The organism is Paenibacillus sp. J5C2022, assembly GCF_025567625.1.
Lineage (GTDB): Bacteria > Bacillota > Bacilli > Paenibacillales > Paenibacillaceae > Pristimantibacillus.
This window is the reverse complement of record NZ_JAOQJC010000017.1, coordinates 31,596-46,235: the sequence shown is the minus strand read 5'-3', so window position 1 is coordinate 46,235 and position 14,640 is coordinate 31,596. Positions and strand designations below refer to the sequence as shown.

Annotated in this window: 17 protein-coding genes and 1 riboswitch; of the genes, 10 read left to right on the top strand and 7 right to left on the bottom strand. The window is 50.5% G+C overall.

Going from position 1 to position 14,640, the window contains the following annotated elements; translation table 11 throughout:
• Positions 1–5 precede the first annotated feature (5 nt).
• The 7 genes from M6D81_RS15260 to M6D81_RS15230 form a co-directional block, all read right to left on the bottom strand.
• The gene (locus M6D81_RS15260; RefSeq protein ID WP_262677770.1) at positions 6–428 is read right to left on the bottom strand and encodes a hypothetical protein; all 423 of its coding nucleotides are present in this window, start codon (positions 426–428) and stop codon (positions 6–8) included.
• Entirely contained in the window at positions 428–982 is a 555-nt protein-coding gene (locus M6D81_RS15255; RefSeq protein ID WP_262677769.1) for a hypothetical protein, read from the bottom strand. Before M6D81_RS15255 ends, M6D81_RS15260 begins: the two co-directional genes overlap by 1 nt.
• Positions 983–1,118: 136 nt before the next feature.
• Positions 1,119–1,880, bottom strand: coding sequence for a hypothetical protein (locus M6D81_RS15250; RefSeq protein WP_262677768.1), 762 nt, complete (start codon positions 1,878–1,880; stop codon positions 1,119–1,121).
• A 35-nt stretch (positions 1,881–1,915) separates the two neighbouring features.
• Positions 1,916–2,650, bottom strand: coding sequence for a hypothetical protein (locus M6D81_RS15245; RefSeq protein WP_262677767.1), 735 nt, complete (start codon positions 2,648–2,650; stop codon positions 1,916–1,918).
• A 212-nt stretch (positions 2,651–2,862) separates the two neighbouring features.
• Positions 2,863–3,144 carry an HU family DNA-binding protein gene (locus tag M6D81_RS15240; protein WP_262677766.1) on the bottom strand — a complete coding sequence of 94 codons (282 nt, stop codon included), beginning with the start codon at positions 3,142–3,144 and terminating at the stop codon, positions 2,863–2,865.
• A gap of 192 nt (positions 3,145–3,336) precedes the next feature.
• Positions 3,337–5,919, bottom strand: a complete 2,583-nt coding sequence (locus tag M6D81_RS15235; protein ID WP_262677765.1) for an RNA dependent RNA polymerase — start codon at positions 5,917–5,919, stop codon at positions 3,337–3,339.
• A complete protein-coding gene (locus M6D81_RS15230) occupies positions 5,916–6,083 on the bottom strand; it encodes a hypothetical protein (protein ID WP_262677764.1) in 168 nt (55 codons plus the stop codon). The genes M6D81_RS15235 and M6D81_RS15230 overlap by 4 nt, the downstream gene beginning before the upstream one ends.
• A 291-nt stretch (positions 6,084–6,374) precedes the next feature.
• On the opposite strand from M6D81_RS15230, the gene M6D81_RS15225 reads away from it, so the two are divergent.
• The 10 genes from M6D81_RS15225 (at position 6,375) to M6D81_RS15180 (ending at position 14,622) form a co-directional block, all read left to right on the top strand.
• Positions 6,375–6,602, top strand: coding sequence for a hypothetical protein (locus tag M6D81_RS15225; RefSeq protein WP_262677763.1), 228 nt, complete (start codon positions 6,375–6,377; stop codon positions 6,600–6,602).
• Positions 6,603–6,667: 65 nt separating this feature from the next.
• A riboswitch (FMN riboswitch) is annotated at positions 6,668–6,866 on the top strand.
• Between the two features lie 242 nt (positions 6,867–7,108).
• Positions 7,109–8,209, top strand: coding sequence for a bifunctional diaminohydroxyphosphoribosylaminopyrimidine deaminase/5-amino-6-(5-phosphoribosylamino)uracil reductase RibD (gene ribD / locus M6D81_RS15220; RefSeq protein WP_262677762.1), 1,101 nt, complete (start codon positions 7,109–7,111; stop codon positions 8,207–8,209).
• 13 nt (positions 8,210–8,222) lie between these two features.
• The gene (ribE, locus tag M6D81_RS15215; RefSeq protein WP_262677761.1) at positions 8,223–8,894 is read left to right on the top strand and encodes a riboflavin synthase; all 672 of its coding nucleotides are present in this window, start codon (positions 8,223–8,225) and stop codon (positions 8,892–8,894) included.
• Between the two features lie 24 nt (positions 8,895–8,918).
• Positions 8,919–10,160: a bifunctional 3,4-dihydroxy-2-butanone-4-phosphate synthase/GTP cyclohydrolase II gene (locus tag M6D81_RS15210; RefSeq protein ID WP_262677760.1), complete on the top strand. Its 1,242-nt coding sequence runs from the start codon at positions 8,919–8,921 to the stop codon at positions 10,158–10,160.
• A gap of 1 nt (position 10,161) precedes the next feature.
• Positions 10,162–10,632 carry a 6,7-dimethyl-8-ribityllumazine synthase gene (gene ribH, locus M6D81_RS15205; protein ID WP_262677759.1) on the top strand — a complete coding sequence of 157 codons (471 nt, stop codon included), beginning with the start codon at positions 10,162–10,164 and terminating at the stop codon, positions 10,630–10,632.
• 78 nt (positions 10,633–10,710) lie between these two features.
• Positions 10,711–11,493 (top strand): segregation and condensation protein A, encoded by a 783-nt coding sequence (locus M6D81_RS15200; RefSeq protein WP_262677758.1) that lies wholly within the window; start codon positions 10,711–10,713, stop codon positions 11,491–11,493.
• A complete protein-coding gene (gene scpB / locus M6D81_RS15195) occupies positions 11,462–12,061 on the top strand; it encodes an SMC-Scp complex subunit ScpB (RefSeq protein ID WP_262677757.1) in 600 nt (199 codons plus the stop codon). The genes M6D81_RS15200 and scpB overlap by 32 nt, the downstream gene beginning before the upstream one ends.
• A gap of 59 nt (positions 12,062–12,120) precedes the next feature.
• A complete protein-coding gene (locus M6D81_RS15190) occupies positions 12,121–12,804 on the top strand; it encodes a DUF2953 domain-containing protein (protein WP_262677756.1) in 684 nt (227 codons plus the stop codon).
• Complete coding sequence (gene ytfJ / locus M6D81_RS15185) at positions 12,777–13,265, top strand: GerW family sporulation protein (RefSeq protein ID WP_262677755.1); 489 nt, start codon at positions 12,777–12,779, stop codon at positions 13,263–13,265. The genes M6D81_RS15190 and ytfJ overlap by 28 nt, the downstream gene beginning before the upstream one ends.
• A gap of 169 nt (positions 13,266–13,434) precedes the next feature.
• Positions 13,435–14,622 carry a D-alanyl-D-alanine carboxypeptidase family protein gene (locus M6D81_RS15180; RefSeq protein WP_410795739.1) on the top strand — a complete coding sequence of 396 codons (1,188 nt, stop codon included), beginning with the start codon at positions 13,435–13,437 and terminating at the stop codon, positions 14,620–14,622.
• Positions 14,623–14,640 lie beyond the last annotated feature (18 nt).

Sequence of the window (14,640 nt, the reverse complement as noted above, 5' to 3'; positions counted from 1 at the left end):
ACCTCTTAGTGATCGGGGATAGCTTCGAAGATTTCAGCCAACCGATCATATTGAAATTGTTCATCGCCTTCGAATGACAAATCGCAATGCAGGACAGATTGTGCAACGCTCTGCATCATTGCCTTGTTATTCTCGTTCGCTTCGATGACGAATTGTTCATAAAGCAAAGGTTCGAGTGTTCTGGAAAATTCCTCCGGATCGTCAATCGCATAGCGTTGTCCAGTTTCACCTGCAATGATCACAGGCTCGCCTTGTTCATCCAGCCTCGCATGTTCCTTCACTAATTGAACGTATTCATCCTTATATTGCTGATACCGCTCAGACAAGAGCTTAAGCACTCTTGTGCGCATTCTGGAGCTGTAGTCTTTCAGATTGAGCCGATATAAGAAAGAAATCGCATATTCAAGTTCATGGATATATATTTTCATTACAATACTGTCTCCTTCCGTGTTTTTGTTTCATCGCCGAACATCACATTCATAATCTCTTCTTTATTTTGCAGGGGGGCTTGCACGATTCGCGCCTTCAGGTCATTGGCCAGATGTTCATCGCTATCTAGCAGCTGCTTGTAGCGGTCCATCAACTGTCCGAGCCGCGTGTAGACTTTAGCGAGGTCCTCGGGCAAGAAGGCATCGAACAGTTCTTCCACATAGTCGAGCTTGAGCAAGGTGTCGAACAATTCAACTTTGTCCGCGAAGGCCATGTTCTTCTGTTCCGCAATCGTCGTGAAGTGAAGCAGAATATGCAGGTTCAAATATCCGAGAGACTTGTCGTCTTCAAGGTGACCTGTGGTGTCGTAATATGCAGCGGCGAAATGGCCGAATTCGTTCAGCATCTCGTCGATGCTGGCATTGGAGAATTGCCGGGTTACATAGGTGAACATGCCATTGCGCAACGTTACTTTGTGCCTGCTGTCATACAGTTGAGCGTCCTTTTTCAGATCGTTCAGTGTGATCGGCCTGTTAATCATCGTATCGTTCATCGTTCATTTCTCCTTTTATACACAAAGATTTCAACTGCTCTTTCACGAAGAAGACGGTGGAGGTCCTCTTCATGAAAGAGAAATGAAAGGGGGGAGGGGGCGACTGCGCCGCCGTGATCTCTCCCCTGGGCAAGCTTTATTCGAATACGGTAATATCCGCGATCGTATCTGTTCCGTTCACCTGTACCGGATACAAGTCGAACACAAGCGAGATGGAAGTCGGGTCGCCTTGCGAACTCATGCCGATTGTGACGTTTGGCTGCACTTTCGCTTTGTAGAACACCATCTGCGCATCGACAGCCGTGCCGGCAACCTCGTCCATATAGAGCGTATCACCGACCAGCTTGACGTATTGCGGGAAGCCCTTGGCCGTGAACGAGATGGTATGCGCGCTTGCGGATGAGAATTGATAGAACACTTGCACTTCATCGCCTTCTGCGACAGCGGCGCCGGTTGCCAGCGTCACGGTATTGCTTGTAACCGATTCGATCGGCTGTGGCGCTTGCTTGTCGATCACGCCGCGGATGAATGGGAAGACCGCCACTCCGTCAACGCCGCCGATCGGGGAGTTCTTCAGAGCAATGGCTCCGCCGGCACCTACAGCCACCGTCTCCACCTTATAGATGTCCTTCGCGCCGCTGATGATTTCTTCACCGGACAGCATCGCCAGATGCTCCATGGAGAAGATCTGTGTCTCAACCGTCAGCGTCAGCTGCTTCTCGCCATCCCACGAGAGGCGGCGCGAGCCTGCGCCCCAAGCGTGGACACGGGTGGAGCCGGTCTCGAATGTAGCGGTATTGGCATAATCGAAGTACATGAGCGGATTTTTGCTGACATAATCGAATACTTGCAAGTTTAGAATTTCGCGGGTTCCGTAACGTCCTAGATCTAGTGTCATATGTAAGTTCCTCCAATAAATTAAGTTATGTTATATTACAAATTGGTTTTTGACATGATGTCAGGCAAGCTTTCTCCCTCTTTTAAATACCCATTAGCCCATACTGGAAGTATTGTATCTCGTTTATGCTTCAGACTCATTCTCTCGAACTGTTCGTATATTTGATAAACTGTCAAACAACCAACGTTATGAATGTGAATGCCATTGCCTTCCGAGCTGCATAGAATGGACGAGATGTCCTTGAGCTCCAGTGCCTCATTTTTTTCCGAAGCGGCTTTTCGCATCTTTCTCAGCTTCTGAAACAGCTGCTTTGCTTTTTCGTTTTTGAACGCTGCCGGCCGCTTCTCCTGCAACTCCGGAGCGCCGTTAAGCTGCTTGATCAACTGCGCGAAGGCTGTATAGTTGTTGCACGATATGAACAAGCTGTCCCCGATATAGAAGCTGCGCTGCGAAGGTTGGTAACGGACCTCTTGTTTCGTGAAGAATGAAATGCCTTCCGACAATAAGGAAGCGATTCGGGGACTTTCCGTCAATACTTCGTAATCGTCAGCGGAGGATAGAGTGCTGAAAGCTTGCTCGTCCATACCGAACAAGTCCAGCAGTATTTTTTCTTTATCGAAGGTGGAGAGCAGATAATGCACATAATATTGCATCTCTCCTATTTCGGCGATTTCATTCAACTGCGGGGAGTAGAGAAGGAAGTCTTGGAACCGAACAGGCTGTCCCAAAAATGCAGAGAGTCGATCAAATGTTGCTGGCTGATTGTTCATAGACTTTCACTCACGATCCTTTTATTCATTTGTTTACTTTGTGTTCATGACGCATCACCATCCTTTACGCATCCAGGCATGTAGTTAATGCTGCTTTCAGATTAGTTGAGCGGAGGGAGGGCCGCCCGGTAACAACTCCGGCAGGAATTGCTTACTAATCATGAAAACAAAAGCAGACAGCCCGGTTCGCGACGGGCTGCCTGCTTTTGTTTTCATTCCGAATGCTTGATACGGTCTTTTAACATTTTTGCCGGTTTGAAGGAGATTTTCTTTGATGGCGGAAGCTGCAGGGGTTGTCCCGTATGCAGGTTTCTTGCGAGCTTTGCTTTCGTGGGCTTCGTCTCCAGCTTTCCGAAGCCGACAATGTGTACGGCTTCTCCGGAAGCCAAGGTGTCGCTAATGATATGGAAGAGGGATGCGATAATTTTTTCCGCCTCCGTCTTCTGCATCCTGTTCTGTTCAGCTACTTTATGGACCAATAGCGTTTTGTTCATTTCTCATCCCCCAATATTGTTGCCATAAAACAAGAACGTGTGTTCCCTTAAATGCGATTATGAAAATCGGCATGCGAGAGATAAAAAAGTTGATATTTCAAAGAAAATCGCATGCCGTAAATGGTTTGAGTCGAACGATTCTTGTATTCTGTTCGTCTATTTGATTCATTTTTCAAGTATTATGAAATGATTCTAACGGTCTACCAAGGAGCGCTGCGTTTGTTTCCATTCTCTTTTTTTAATTTTGTCCTTTTCTTGTCGACACACGTTGCAGTACTTCTGGCGGTTTGAGGCCATCTCCATTCTACAGCCGCATGCTTCGCACAATCGCTGATGAGTCATGCTGCGGTCGGATAAGTTTTGTTCCAGATTTCCCAGAAGCAGATCGCCAAAGCTGGACCATAACGTTGTTTTGTAGCTGCTTGCCTTATAACGATATAAGTATTCTACAAGCACATCGGCAACATAGTCGCAATTTTCGAACAATTCCTGGAATTGCTCTCTAATATGCCGATAGACCAGGACGTCATCGCCTGTATATCCATCTTCTGGCGTCACAATCTCCATGTAGCGCTTTCCGATATCAACCTCATTATATTTTTCTATAATGGCTTGATTTAATTCTACCCGCCAATCCTTCATGAGCATGCGGTAGTCGAACTGGCCGAGATTGGCCGCTCTAAAGTTGAGACGAGGATTTTGAATGAGACCTGCCAACCGATTCATGACACTGTCATTTTGCGGAGCTACTTTTTCCTTCGGAACATCCTTCGCATACTGAAAGAAGCTGGGCGGCTTCGTCGTTGTATATCCGGAGATGACGGAATGCTTGTCTTGCGGTCTGCTTAACTTGTATAACGTTTTGGCGTAATCGATTGTGAAGTTGTTCTCCATGCATAACCATTTGATCACGTCCAGATTAATGCTGGCACTGTTCCAGATCTTTGTAATGTCATTGCTGATCGTTCCGATATTGCCGCCTGTATAGGCTGCCTTCAATCCGCCGTAGATGGTGTCCGAGGAGAGCTTTCGGGCTTCGGCCTTGGCCATATCGTAATAGAGCGGAACGATATCCGCCATATGCTGCTCAGCGGCATGAACAAGTGTCGGATCGGCGCAGACCAGGCTTTTATCGCCATCATGGTCGAACATGAGCAGTTTGCTGATGGGGTCGTGACAGCTTGTATACAGACCGTTTGTAATAAACCATCTTTTCGTTTCCTTCGTTACGACATTGCTTCGAACAGCGTGCTCTCTATAGAGATGGGGACTTCGCAGGCAATCCAGCCGATTGTTATGCGAATACAAGCTGCAGGACACTTCACCGTCTGCAAGCAAGCCCGTCGGCCGCTTCTTCCCCGCAATCAGATACTCACAGAATGCGTACAGATCGGGACATATATAAGTATACTTCCCGTCAATCAGTACTTTCCCCGAGCGAGCTTCCTTTACAAGCTTTTTCTTTACTTGCTTCAAAATTTGCTTGCTGTACGTATCGTTTAGCAACTCAGGGTAAAGGGCGAGTGCCTGCTGATAGTAATTTTTATGTCGTCGTTTGCTGCTCACGCCCAATATTCTCAGCATCGTATCCCTGTCGGACCCGATATTGGCAATGGTTTCCCGGGATCTTCGGCTAAGCTCCAACAGTTCGTCATCTGTCATATCGGTCAACGTTTGCAGCATTTGATAATTTAGTTTGGCGTCATCTACGTTGTCGTCTTCTTCATTGCATATGCCCGCTTGGCACGCATTGGAGGTGAAGGCTTGCTTGTACGCTTCCCATGATGAATAGAAGCTCCACATTTTGAATTGGCTTCTGGTCAAGATGATGGCAATCTTGTCTTTGAGCAGATCTACTTCTCTGCCATATATGTCGCGAACCGTCCCCCATTGCATGCCGGTTCTCAGATTGAGCTCGCGAATATATTTGTCGAAGGGAAAAGGGACGAGCAAGCCTTTCACCCAGGGCATTCGCAGCATAAAGCTCTTCTTGCTCAGCTTAGGCAGGATCATGCCGCAGCCGTCGGTATGAGTGATGGATAAGTCCATCTCCATCCGCTTGATATCATAGGATTGATCGTCAATATAATCTACCTTCGTTCGCAACGGCGTCTCCATATCGTCTACGACAACGACACGCTCAATGTCGAAGTCCTTCCATTGCTCAGTTGCCGTATTGCACAAGGCAAGATAAGCAAGGAACTTATTGATGTTGACTCCTCCGTTCCGGTTAATGCCATCCAAGGTCAATCCGCACATAAGCGAGCGCTCGTGCCGTTGAAACACTGTTTCCTTCATGAACATCGTTTTTTTGGTTCGGATTTGTCCGGCACTCGCTGTAAAGCATATGTATTTTTCTCCCCGATGGTAGAAGCCGAAGGAAATAAGGTCTTCCAGTATATTGAAGAAATACGTTTGAACAATAATAATATCCTCGGACAACTGATCTTCTGCTATGTCGAGCGTTCGGGTAAGCGCCGATTCGAATAAAGAAACAACGCGGCTTGCTGTCAACGATTCCTCTCTTAATTGGCGTACGCCCTGATGCAGCGAGAACGTTTGCCGAAGATGCTCTTTTAATTGCTTCAAGCGTTTGTTTATGGATGCAAGCCGAGCCTTCTTCTTCTCCAAGCTGCATCCGTAATTGCTTGAATGAGTCAGCTTGGCCCTGTATGTGTAACCTTTTCTCATCAAGCGATGTATGCGTTGTTCTATGTCGTTATAAAAAGCGCTCGTATCAATCGAGTAGATTTGGACTTGCCGGTTCAAGCTCATCGGTCATCTTCTCCTGGCACGGTCATGGCAGTTAAACCTAGCACAGCATAGAGGGGGATCACTTCTCCGGTATCCTCGTCATATAGCTCGTCGATGTCGATATCGCCGTCATAATACTTGTCTTGCCAAGTTCGGATCGACGCAGTTTGTTTGCATGCTTTCATAGGCATTCTTCTCCTTTAATTTTATGGTCATTTGCATCGAATCGACTCCTTTCTAATGGTAAAGCTTGGGATCGTGAGTAAAAATATCGTATCATAGACCCCGCAATTAAGCAAACACATGTTCTTATATTATCGATTTCATTGACTTCCATGGAAAAATCTAATAGAATAAAAAGAGAACAAGAGTTCTATTTTCTAAAATAAGGTGAGGTGGCATGATTGTATGGATGTCCGCTTTGCAAGGCTGTATATTTGCGGGAAAGCGATGCAAAGAGGTGTTCAGTAAAAGAGATGGAGACGCCGCTTATACAGATCGGCGATATATTGAGAGGACATGGGTATGGGGGCGATGTGATCGTCAGATGCCATGCTATTATACCGTACGGTCATCGGATTCATTATCGTTTGGAGTGGAGGGTGAGAGGAGAGGATCGTTGGGCAACAGCCTTCCAAGTGGCCGGCAACGATAGTCTTCGCGAATTTTTGCACAGGCAGGGGAATGGACGGAACGCGAATTAATACGAAATAATGCAGTTGATGTTTTTGCAGAATAATGGTACGATGCATACTATAAAAATGAAAGTTTGCTTCTTCGGGGTAGGGTGAAATTCCCAACCGGCGGTGATCGGGCGTAAGAGCTTGTCGGCGCAAGCCATCAGCTGTTCCAGCCCGTCAGTCCGTGACCCGTCCCAGCGTCTCGCTGCATGTTGCAGAGTGTCGCCGGGCGGTGGACCTGGTGCAACTCCGGGACCGACAGTATAGTCTGGATGGGAGAAGAAGGAACTTCGGCGATAAGGTTCTGCATTGCAACTGCTACATTGTGCATTTTTTCACCACCTATCCCTGATTGGTCGCCCGATATGGGTGGCTCTATTTGAGGTATGCATGCATCGTGAGCATGTTGTATTTGGCTGGCTCATTTTACACTTTGTATCTGTAATGAGCAGGCTTGTTTCCTATTGTCGAATTATCCTGAATGACTCCCCCCGTCGGCAAGCTAGCCGTTAGGGGGTTTTTGCGCATCTATGAAAGTGCTGAACGATAAGTATTACATGCAGCTGGCGCTTGAGCTGGCTGCTTGTGCCGAGGGGCAGACCGGCATTAATCCGGTCGTCGGTTGCGTTATTGTTAAGGACGGCAGCATCGTCGGCATGGGGGCACACCTGAAGCGGGGCGAAGGTCATGCGGAGGTCCATGCGCTCGCCATGGCGGGCGAGAAAGCGCGAGGCGCCACCGCGTATGTTACGCTGGAACCGTGCAGCCACCATGGCAAAACTCCGCCATGTGCGAACCGGCTTATCGAAGCCGGGGTGGCGAAGGTGGTCGTAGCGGCTACCGATCCCAATCCGCAAGTGTCGGGAAGAGGCTTGCAGCGCTTGTTCGACAACGGCATCGTGGTCGTGTCCGGCGTGTTGCAGGAGCAAGCCGAGCGGTTGAACGAGAAATTCAATAAATACATTACGACGGGAATGCCATATGTGACATTAAAGACGGCGAGCACGCTGGACGGCAAGATTGCGGCCAGAACCGGCGACAGCAAGTGGGTGACAGGTCCGGTGGCCAGGGAACAGGTGCACACGCTGCGCCACCAGCATCAGGGCATTATGGTCGGCATCGAGACCGTCATAGCCGACGATCCTTCCTTAACGACCCGGACGGCAGCGCCGGGGCTTCAACCTGTCCGGATCGTAGCGGATTCCAAGCTGCGAGTGCCCTTGACGGCGAAGGTCGTGTCGGACCGGACGGCCAGAACAGTTATATTGACGACCGACAACGGGAATGCCGCCAAGCGAGCCCAGCTGGAAGAAGCGGAAGTAGAGGTGCTGGCGTGCGGCAGCGGTCCTCATATCGACTTGACGGTGGCTTTGAAGCAGCTGGGACGGCTGGAGATCGGCTCCATTCTGCTGGAGGGTGGCGGTACGCTGAACGGCGCTATGCTGCAAGATGGTCTAATCGATAAGGTCATCTTGTATTACGCAGCCAAAATTGTCGGAGGACCAATTGGCGCATTTACGTTTCCAGGTATGGACCGGATGTCGGATGCAGTCAGATTGAGAGATGTGGAAGTGGAGATGGCGGGAGAAGATATTCGCGTAATCGGCTATCCCGTCTATCCCTCCCGATGAGAGGAGGAAGGTCATGTTCACAGGACTCGTGGAAGAAGTAGGCGAGCTGCGCAGTATCAGACGGCAAGGCGAAGCGATGGTGCTGACCATTCACGCAGCCAAGGTGCTGGAAGGGGTGCAGCTTGGCGACAGCATTTCCGTTAACGGGGTATGCCTGACGGTCATCTCCTTCGACAGCCGCTCGTTCAGCGTCGACGTCATGCCGGAGACGTATCGCCTTTCAACTCTGCATGCCTTGAATCAAGGCGACACCGTCAACTTGGAGAGGGCGATGCAAGCCGGCGGGAGATTCGGCGGACATATCGTGCAAGGGCATGTCGACGGAACGGGACGTATCGCTGGACGATCGAGGGATGCCAACGCTGTCGTATTCACGATCGAGCTGGACGACCGTGAGCAGCTTCGCCATATTTTACCGAAAGGCTCCATCACGGTGGACGGCATCAGCTTGACGGTAGTCGGGACGACGGATACGGGATTTTCCGTATCGATCATTCCGCATACGCTGGCCGAGACGGCGCTGCAGCGTCGGCAGACCGGCGACAGCGTCAATATCGAATGCGATATTATCGGCAAGTATGTAGATCATCTTCTCCATTTTAAAGGAAGGAACGACGAAGCTGCCGCATCGGCGCCGAAGTCCGCGCTTACAGAGCAATATTTGGCCGAGCACGGTTTTATATAATAGTTGGAGGAGGAAAGAGACATCATGGAGCATCAGCAAGAGATTGTATTCGATACGATTGAAGCGGCTGTCGAGGATTTGAAGCAAGGGCGCCCCGTCATCGTGGTGGATGACGAGGATCGCGAGAATGAAGGCGATCTGATCGCATTGGCGGAGAAAGCGACGCCGGAGGTTATTAACTTCATGATTACAGAGGCCAGAGGTCTTGTATGCGCCCCTATAACAGAGGAGCGGGCCGAGCAACTGAACCTGCCTCCGATGGTGAAGCAGAATACAGACTATCATGGCACGGCTTTCACCGTATCCGTGGATCATGTGTCAACGACGACGGGCATATCTGCCCACGAGCGGGCGCGAAGCGTGCAAGCGATGATTGACCCTGCCACATCGCCGGACGATCTGAGACGTCCCGGCCATATCTTCCCGCTTATTGCGAAGCCCGGTGGCGTATTGCGCCGAGCCGGCCATACGGAAGCGGCCATCGATCTGGCTTATCTTAGCGGCGCCGAGCCTGCAGGAGTAATCTGCGAGATTATTAAGGATGACGGATCGATGGCCCGATTGCCCGATCTGGCGCAATTCCGCGAGAAGCACGGCTTGAAGCTCATTACGATTGAGGACCTTATCCGCTACCGCAATGCGAAGGAGAAGCTGGTGGAGCGGGTCGTCGAAGTGAAGATGCCGACGGACTTCGGTGAATTCCGGGCTGTAGCTTACAGCAATCATGTGGACAACAAGGAGCATGTTGCACTCGTCAAGGGAGAGATCAGCCCCGACAAGCCGGTGCTCGTACGCGTCCATTCGGAGTGCCTGACCGGCGATGTATTCCATTCGCATCGTTGCGATTGCGGGCCTCAGCTAGCTGCTGCGCTCCGTCAGATCGACGAAGCGGGAAGCGGCGTGCTGCTATATATGAGACAAGAAGGACGCGGCATCGGGTTAATCAACAAGCTGAAGGCATACGCGCTGCAAGAGCAAGGGCTGGATACAGTGGAAGCCAATGTAAAGCTCGGCTTCGGCGCCGATCTTCGCGAATACGGCATCGGCGCGCAAATATTGCGGGATCTGGGCGTTAGGAAGATGAGCCTGATGACGAACAATCCGCGGAAAATTAAAGGGCTGGAGGGCTATGGACTGGAAGTGTCGGAACGTGTGCCCATACAGATGGAAGCCAATGACAACAATCGGAACTACTTGAGGACGAAGCAATCCAAGCTGGGTCACCTGCTCCAGTTAGATCAATTAGAGATGAAGGGAAGCGAATAAGATGGCAAACGTATTTGAAGGAAATCTAATTTCCAGCGGATTGAAATATGGGGTAGTGGTTGGCAGGTTCAATGAATTTATTTCCAGCAAGCTGCTGGGTGGAGCATTGGATGCGTTCAAGCGCCATGGCGCCGTAGATAATGAAGTTGACGTAGCATGGGTGCCCGGCGCCTTCGAAATTCCGCTTATCGCACAGAAGATGGCGGAGAGCGGCAAGTACGATGCAGTCATTACGCTTGGAGCGGTCATTAGAGGTTCCACGCCTCACTTTGATTATGTGTGCAACGAAGCGGCCAAAGGCGTGGCCGCCGTCAATCTGAAAACCGGCGTGCCTACGATCTTCGGCGTGCTGACCGTCGATTCCATCGAGCAAGCGATAGAGCGTGCAGGTACGAAGGCCGGCAACAAAGGCTACGAGGCGGCAGTTACCGCGATTGAGATGGCTAATTTGACCAAGCAGCTCCAGGGCTAAGCATAAGAGTAGCTTCCCGAAGCGAAATCTACTATTATATAATAGTAGGAAAGAAGGTAATTTCGGGAGGAAAGCAACTTGTCTGTGCTGTATAAGCTGGAATCATTCGAAGGCCCGCTTGATCTCCTGCTACATCTTATTGATAAGGCCGAGATAGATATTCACGAAATATCGATAAGCGAAATCACCATTCAATATATGGAATACTTGGACGCCATGAAGGAATTGGAGCTTGAAGTGACAAGCGAATTCCTGGTCATGGCGGCTACGCTGCTGGCGATCAAGAGCAAGCAGCTGCTGCCGAAGCCTCCTGTATTCGAGGATGAAATCTATGAGGACTGGCAAGACGACGGACTGGATCTTCGGGACGAGCTCATTCATAAACTGGTGGAATATCGGAAGTTCAAGGTGATCGCGGAGCAGTTGCAAGAGAAGGAGCTGCAACGCAGTCTCGTATATTCGCGAGAACCGGAAGATATGACGCCGTTTCTGAAGGAGCGCTTCGTCAATCCCGTGGAAGGTCTGCATGTGAGCGATCTCATTGCTGCATTTCAGAAGGCGCTGCGCAGAGCGGCGAGACGCAACATAATTGCGACGGTTCAACGGGATGAGATCTCCGTCAAGGACCGGATTGTCGATATCGTCGATATATTGAGGCAGCATGAAACCGTCCGGTTCTCCAAGCTGATTCGCGAGAATTTGGACAGGCATGAGATCGTCGTTACATTCCTTGCCATTCTGGAGCTGATGAAGATGAAGAATATTAGCTGCTACCAGCATGGATTGTTCGACGATATCGTCATCCAGTGGAGGGGGGAAGTCAGTCCGGATGGATTATCAGAACTTGAAATCGATTATTGAGGGCTTGCTGTTTATGGCCGGAGACGAAGGGCTGACGAAGCGGCAGCTAGCCGATATTATGGAGATCGATCCGGAATTCGCAGTGGACCTGGTCTACGATCTGCAGCGCGATCTGGAGCGTGAACGAAGAGGCGTCCAGATTGCGGAGGTAGCTGCCGCATTCCGCTTGACGACCAATGCGGAGCATGCTCCCTACTTTGAACGAATGGCTTATACGCCGACCCGTGCACAGCTGTCTCAGGCGGCTCTGGAGACGCTGTCGATTGTGGCGTATAGACAACCGATTACACGAATCGATATTGAAGAAATTCGCGGCGTGAAGTCGGACCGGGCCATACATACGCTCGTCTCCAAGGATTTGATCGAAGAGGTTGGACGTGCAGAAGCGATTGGCAGACCGATTCTGTACGGCACGACGAAAGCTTTCCTGGACTACTTCGGGCTTCCTTCTTTGAAGGAATTGCCCGAACCGCGCGATATCGATCTGGATGAGCTGGATGACGGCACGCAGATGCTGTTCGAACGGCTGGAAGGCCGTCAAATCACAATTGATGAAATTAAAGAATGAGAATTGACCGCATGGCCATACTATATTTAACCATAATTGGGGAATCGGGGAGGATAACGATGCTCGCTACCCTGTACGGTTGGATAGTAGCCTGCGGTTTTTTTATGCTGCTTTTCATCGCGATGTTGTCGCCAATCGTAATAACGGCGCAATTTGCCAAGCAAGGGAAAAATGATGAGATAGAGCTTAGGGTGAGGGGGCTGTTCGGTCTTCTCGCCTATAAGATGAAAGTGCCGGTAATGAAATGGCAGGGCGATGCGCTGAAGGTAGTAGAAGAAAGAGGGAAGGCCGGAGCCGGCATCGGCTCCTGGAAGCACGATGAAGAGGATATCGACGCGGAGAAGGTAGCGAGCGGGATAGAGAGATTCAAGGATGTGCTCCATCTGACCCGGAACTTGAAGGTGTGGGCAAAGAGAACGCTTGCCAGAGTGAAATTGGTGGAGTGGAGATGGTCAACCTCGGTCGGAACAGGCGATGCCATGTGGACGGCGATGGCAACAGGCTTGGTCTGGTCGGTGAAGTCGTCGATTATCGGCTTGCTGTCCCAACTGGTGCAATTGAAAGCCCAACCGGTCATGAGCGTCAATCCCGATTTTGCGCGCCCTGCATTTTCAACGGAATGGTCGTGCATAGCGAAAATACCCTTCGGTTATGCTATCCTTGCCGGGCTACAGCTATTGGTTCGCATGAAGAAATGGAAAGGAGGCGTCAAAGCATGGCAGAACATCCTATTCAAGGCCTAATGCAAACCGCAATGGAAAATATCAAGGAAATGGTCGATGTCAATACGATCGTCGGCGATCCCGTCCAAACGCCGGATGGCAGCGTCATTATGCCGATATCCAAAGTTGGCTTCGGCTTCGTGGCAGGCGGCAGCGAATTCAAGATGGGCGAGGCGGAGAGGCATCACGGCAACGGCGGGAGCGGAGGCGGGTCCGATGCTCATAAAGCATCCGTGCATATGCCGTTCGGTGGCGGCAGCGGAGGCGGCGTATCCATTACGCCAATCGCATTCCTCGTAGTAGGAGCGCATGGTGTGAAAATCGTACCGCTGGACAATCAAACGCATCTGTATGAGCGTATTATCGAATCCGCCCCTGGCGTTGTGGATAAGCTTCAGACCATGTTCAAAAAAACGGCTAACGGCAGCGGTACGGACTACGTTGAAACTGCAGCCATTATTGATGACGATTCGCTACAATAAGCAAGATGAGCAATCATCGCGCCCTGAACTGCCCGCAAGGGCAGTTTTTCATTTTTTACACCCCACTATTCGTCTACACCATCATGTACAAGCATATACTATCCTTAACGATGGAACGCTAAAGCAGAACTCTACATTGCAAAGTCAACGAGAGGAGTCAACGAACATCATGAGCTACAACACCAAATCCAAAAGCAATCGATCCGTCATGATCGCTTTAACGGCTGTGCTTATAGCCGGATTATGGATGACGCCAGTCGTCTCTGCCGTACCTGATGAAATTGAAACGAATGCCAAAGCAGCCGCATTAATTGACGTAGCCTCAGGCAGATTGCTATACAGCTACAATGGAGATGAAGAGCTTCGCATTGCGAGCTTGACCAAAATTATGACGGCGATCGTTGCGATCGAGCATGGCGATGTCCGCGATACCGTGAAAGTATCCAAGCGAGCGGTCGGCAAAGAAGGATCGTCCATCTACTTGCAGCTCGACGAGGAGATGAGTCTGTCGAACATGCTATTCGGACTGATGCTTCGATCCGGCAATGATGCGGCTACCGCTATCGCCGAACATGTGGGGGGAACAGAAGAAGGCTTCGTTCATCTGATGAATGAGAAAGCGGCGTTCCTCGGACTCGCACATACTCAGTTCCGCAATCCGCACGGACTGGATGCGGATGGACACTATTCCTCTGCCAACGATCTGGCCAAGCTTACCGCCTATGCTCTGCATAACGATGTATTCGCGGAAATCGTGGCAACAAAGCAGAAGAAAGCGCCTAATCCCAACGATTCGTGGGATTACAGCTGGAGGAACAAAAATAAAATGCTGACGATGTACGATGGGGCGGATGGCGTGAAAACCGGTTACACGAAAAAATCGTTCCGCTGTCTCGTCAGCTCGGCTACCCGGAACGGACAGCAGCTTGCAGCAGTAACCATTAACGATGGCGATGACTGGGCGGATCATCGAGACTTGCTGGATTGGGGCTTTCAGCATTACCCTTTGCAACAGATCGCATCCAAAGGGGAGAGCGTTGATGGAACGACGATTGTGCTGGGACAGAGCTTCCGTTACCCGCTGGAAGACGACGAGCAATCCGTCCTCACGAGACAGATCAGTTGGACGGATCAGGCTAGTGAAGCCTACGCTCTCGGCGACAGAGGCATAATGAGCTGGCGGTTGAACGGAGAGCGGATCGGCGCCGTACCGTTGTACGAGTCGGGCAGCGCCAAGCTGAAGACGCGTGCACATGTGAAGCGTTCGGAACAGTCGTTGAAGCAATTCCGCAAAGCGAGCAAATATGGGGACTCCATTAAGGATAAATGGAAGAGAGCGATTGGCGCAAGCCGATAGGGAGAATGGGAGGGGAGG

Bases quoted from the DNA above. Each gene is read 5' to 3' on its own strand.
- M6D81_RS15260 (WP_262677770.1), bottom strand. From the start codon at position 428: ATGAAAATATATATCCATGAACTTGAATATGCGATTTCTTTCTTATAT.
- M6D81_RS15255 (WP_262677769.1), bottom strand. From the start codon at position 982: ATGAACGATACGATGATTAACAGGCCGATCACACTGAACGATCTGAAA.
- M6D81_RS15250 (WP_262677768.1), bottom strand. From the start codon at position 1,880: ATGACACTAGATCTAGGACGTTACGGAACCCGCGAAATTCTAAACTTG.
- M6D81_RS15245 (WP_262677767.1), bottom strand. From the start codon at position 2,650: ATGAACAATCAGCCAGCAACATTTGATCGACTCTCTGCATTTTTGGGA.
- M6D81_RS15240 (WP_262677766.1), bottom strand. From the start codon at position 3,144: ATGAACAAAACGCTATTGGTCCATAAAGTAGCTGAACAGAACAGGATG.
- M6D81_RS15235 (WP_262677765.1), bottom strand. From the start codon at position 5,919: ATGAGCTTGAACCGGCAAGTCCAAATCTACTCGATTGATACGAGCGCT.
- M6D81_RS15230 (WP_262677764.1), bottom strand. From the start codon at position 6,083: ATGAAAGCATGCAAACAAACTGCGTCGATCCGAACTTGGCAAGACAAG.
- M6D81_RS15225 (WP_262677763.1), top strand. From the start codon at position 6,375: ATGGAGACGCCGCTTATACAGATCGGCGATATATTGAGAGGACATGGG.
- ribD (WP_262677762.1), top strand. From the start codon at position 7,109: ATGAAAGTGCTGAACGATAAGTATTACATGCAGCTGGCGCTTGAGCTG.
- ribE (WP_262677761.1), top strand. From the start codon at position 8,223: ATGTTCACAGGACTCGTGGAAGAAGTAGGCGAGCTGCGCAGTATCAGA.
- M6D81_RS15210 (WP_262677760.1), top strand. From the start codon at position 8,919: ATGGAGCATCAGCAAGAGATTGTATTCGATACGATTGAAGCGGCTGTC.
- ribH (WP_262677759.1), top strand. From the start codon at position 10,162: ATGGCAAACGTATTTGAAGGAAATCTAATTTCCAGCGGATTGAAATAT.
- scpB (WP_262677757.1), top strand. From the start codon at position 11,462: ATGGATTATCAGAACTTGAAATCGATTATTGAGGGCTTGCTGTTTATG.
- M6D81_RS15190 (WP_262677756.1), top strand. From the start codon at position 12,121: ATGCTCGCTACCCTGTACGGTTGGATAGTAGCCTGCGGTTTTTTTATG.
- ytfJ (WP_262677755.1), top strand. From the start codon at position 12,777: ATGGCAGAACATCCTATTCAAGGCCTAATGCAAACCGCAATGGAAAAT.
- M6D81_RS15180 (WP_410795739.1), top strand. From the start codon at position 13,435: ATGAGCTACAACACCAAATCCAAAAGCAATCGATCCGTCATGATCGCT.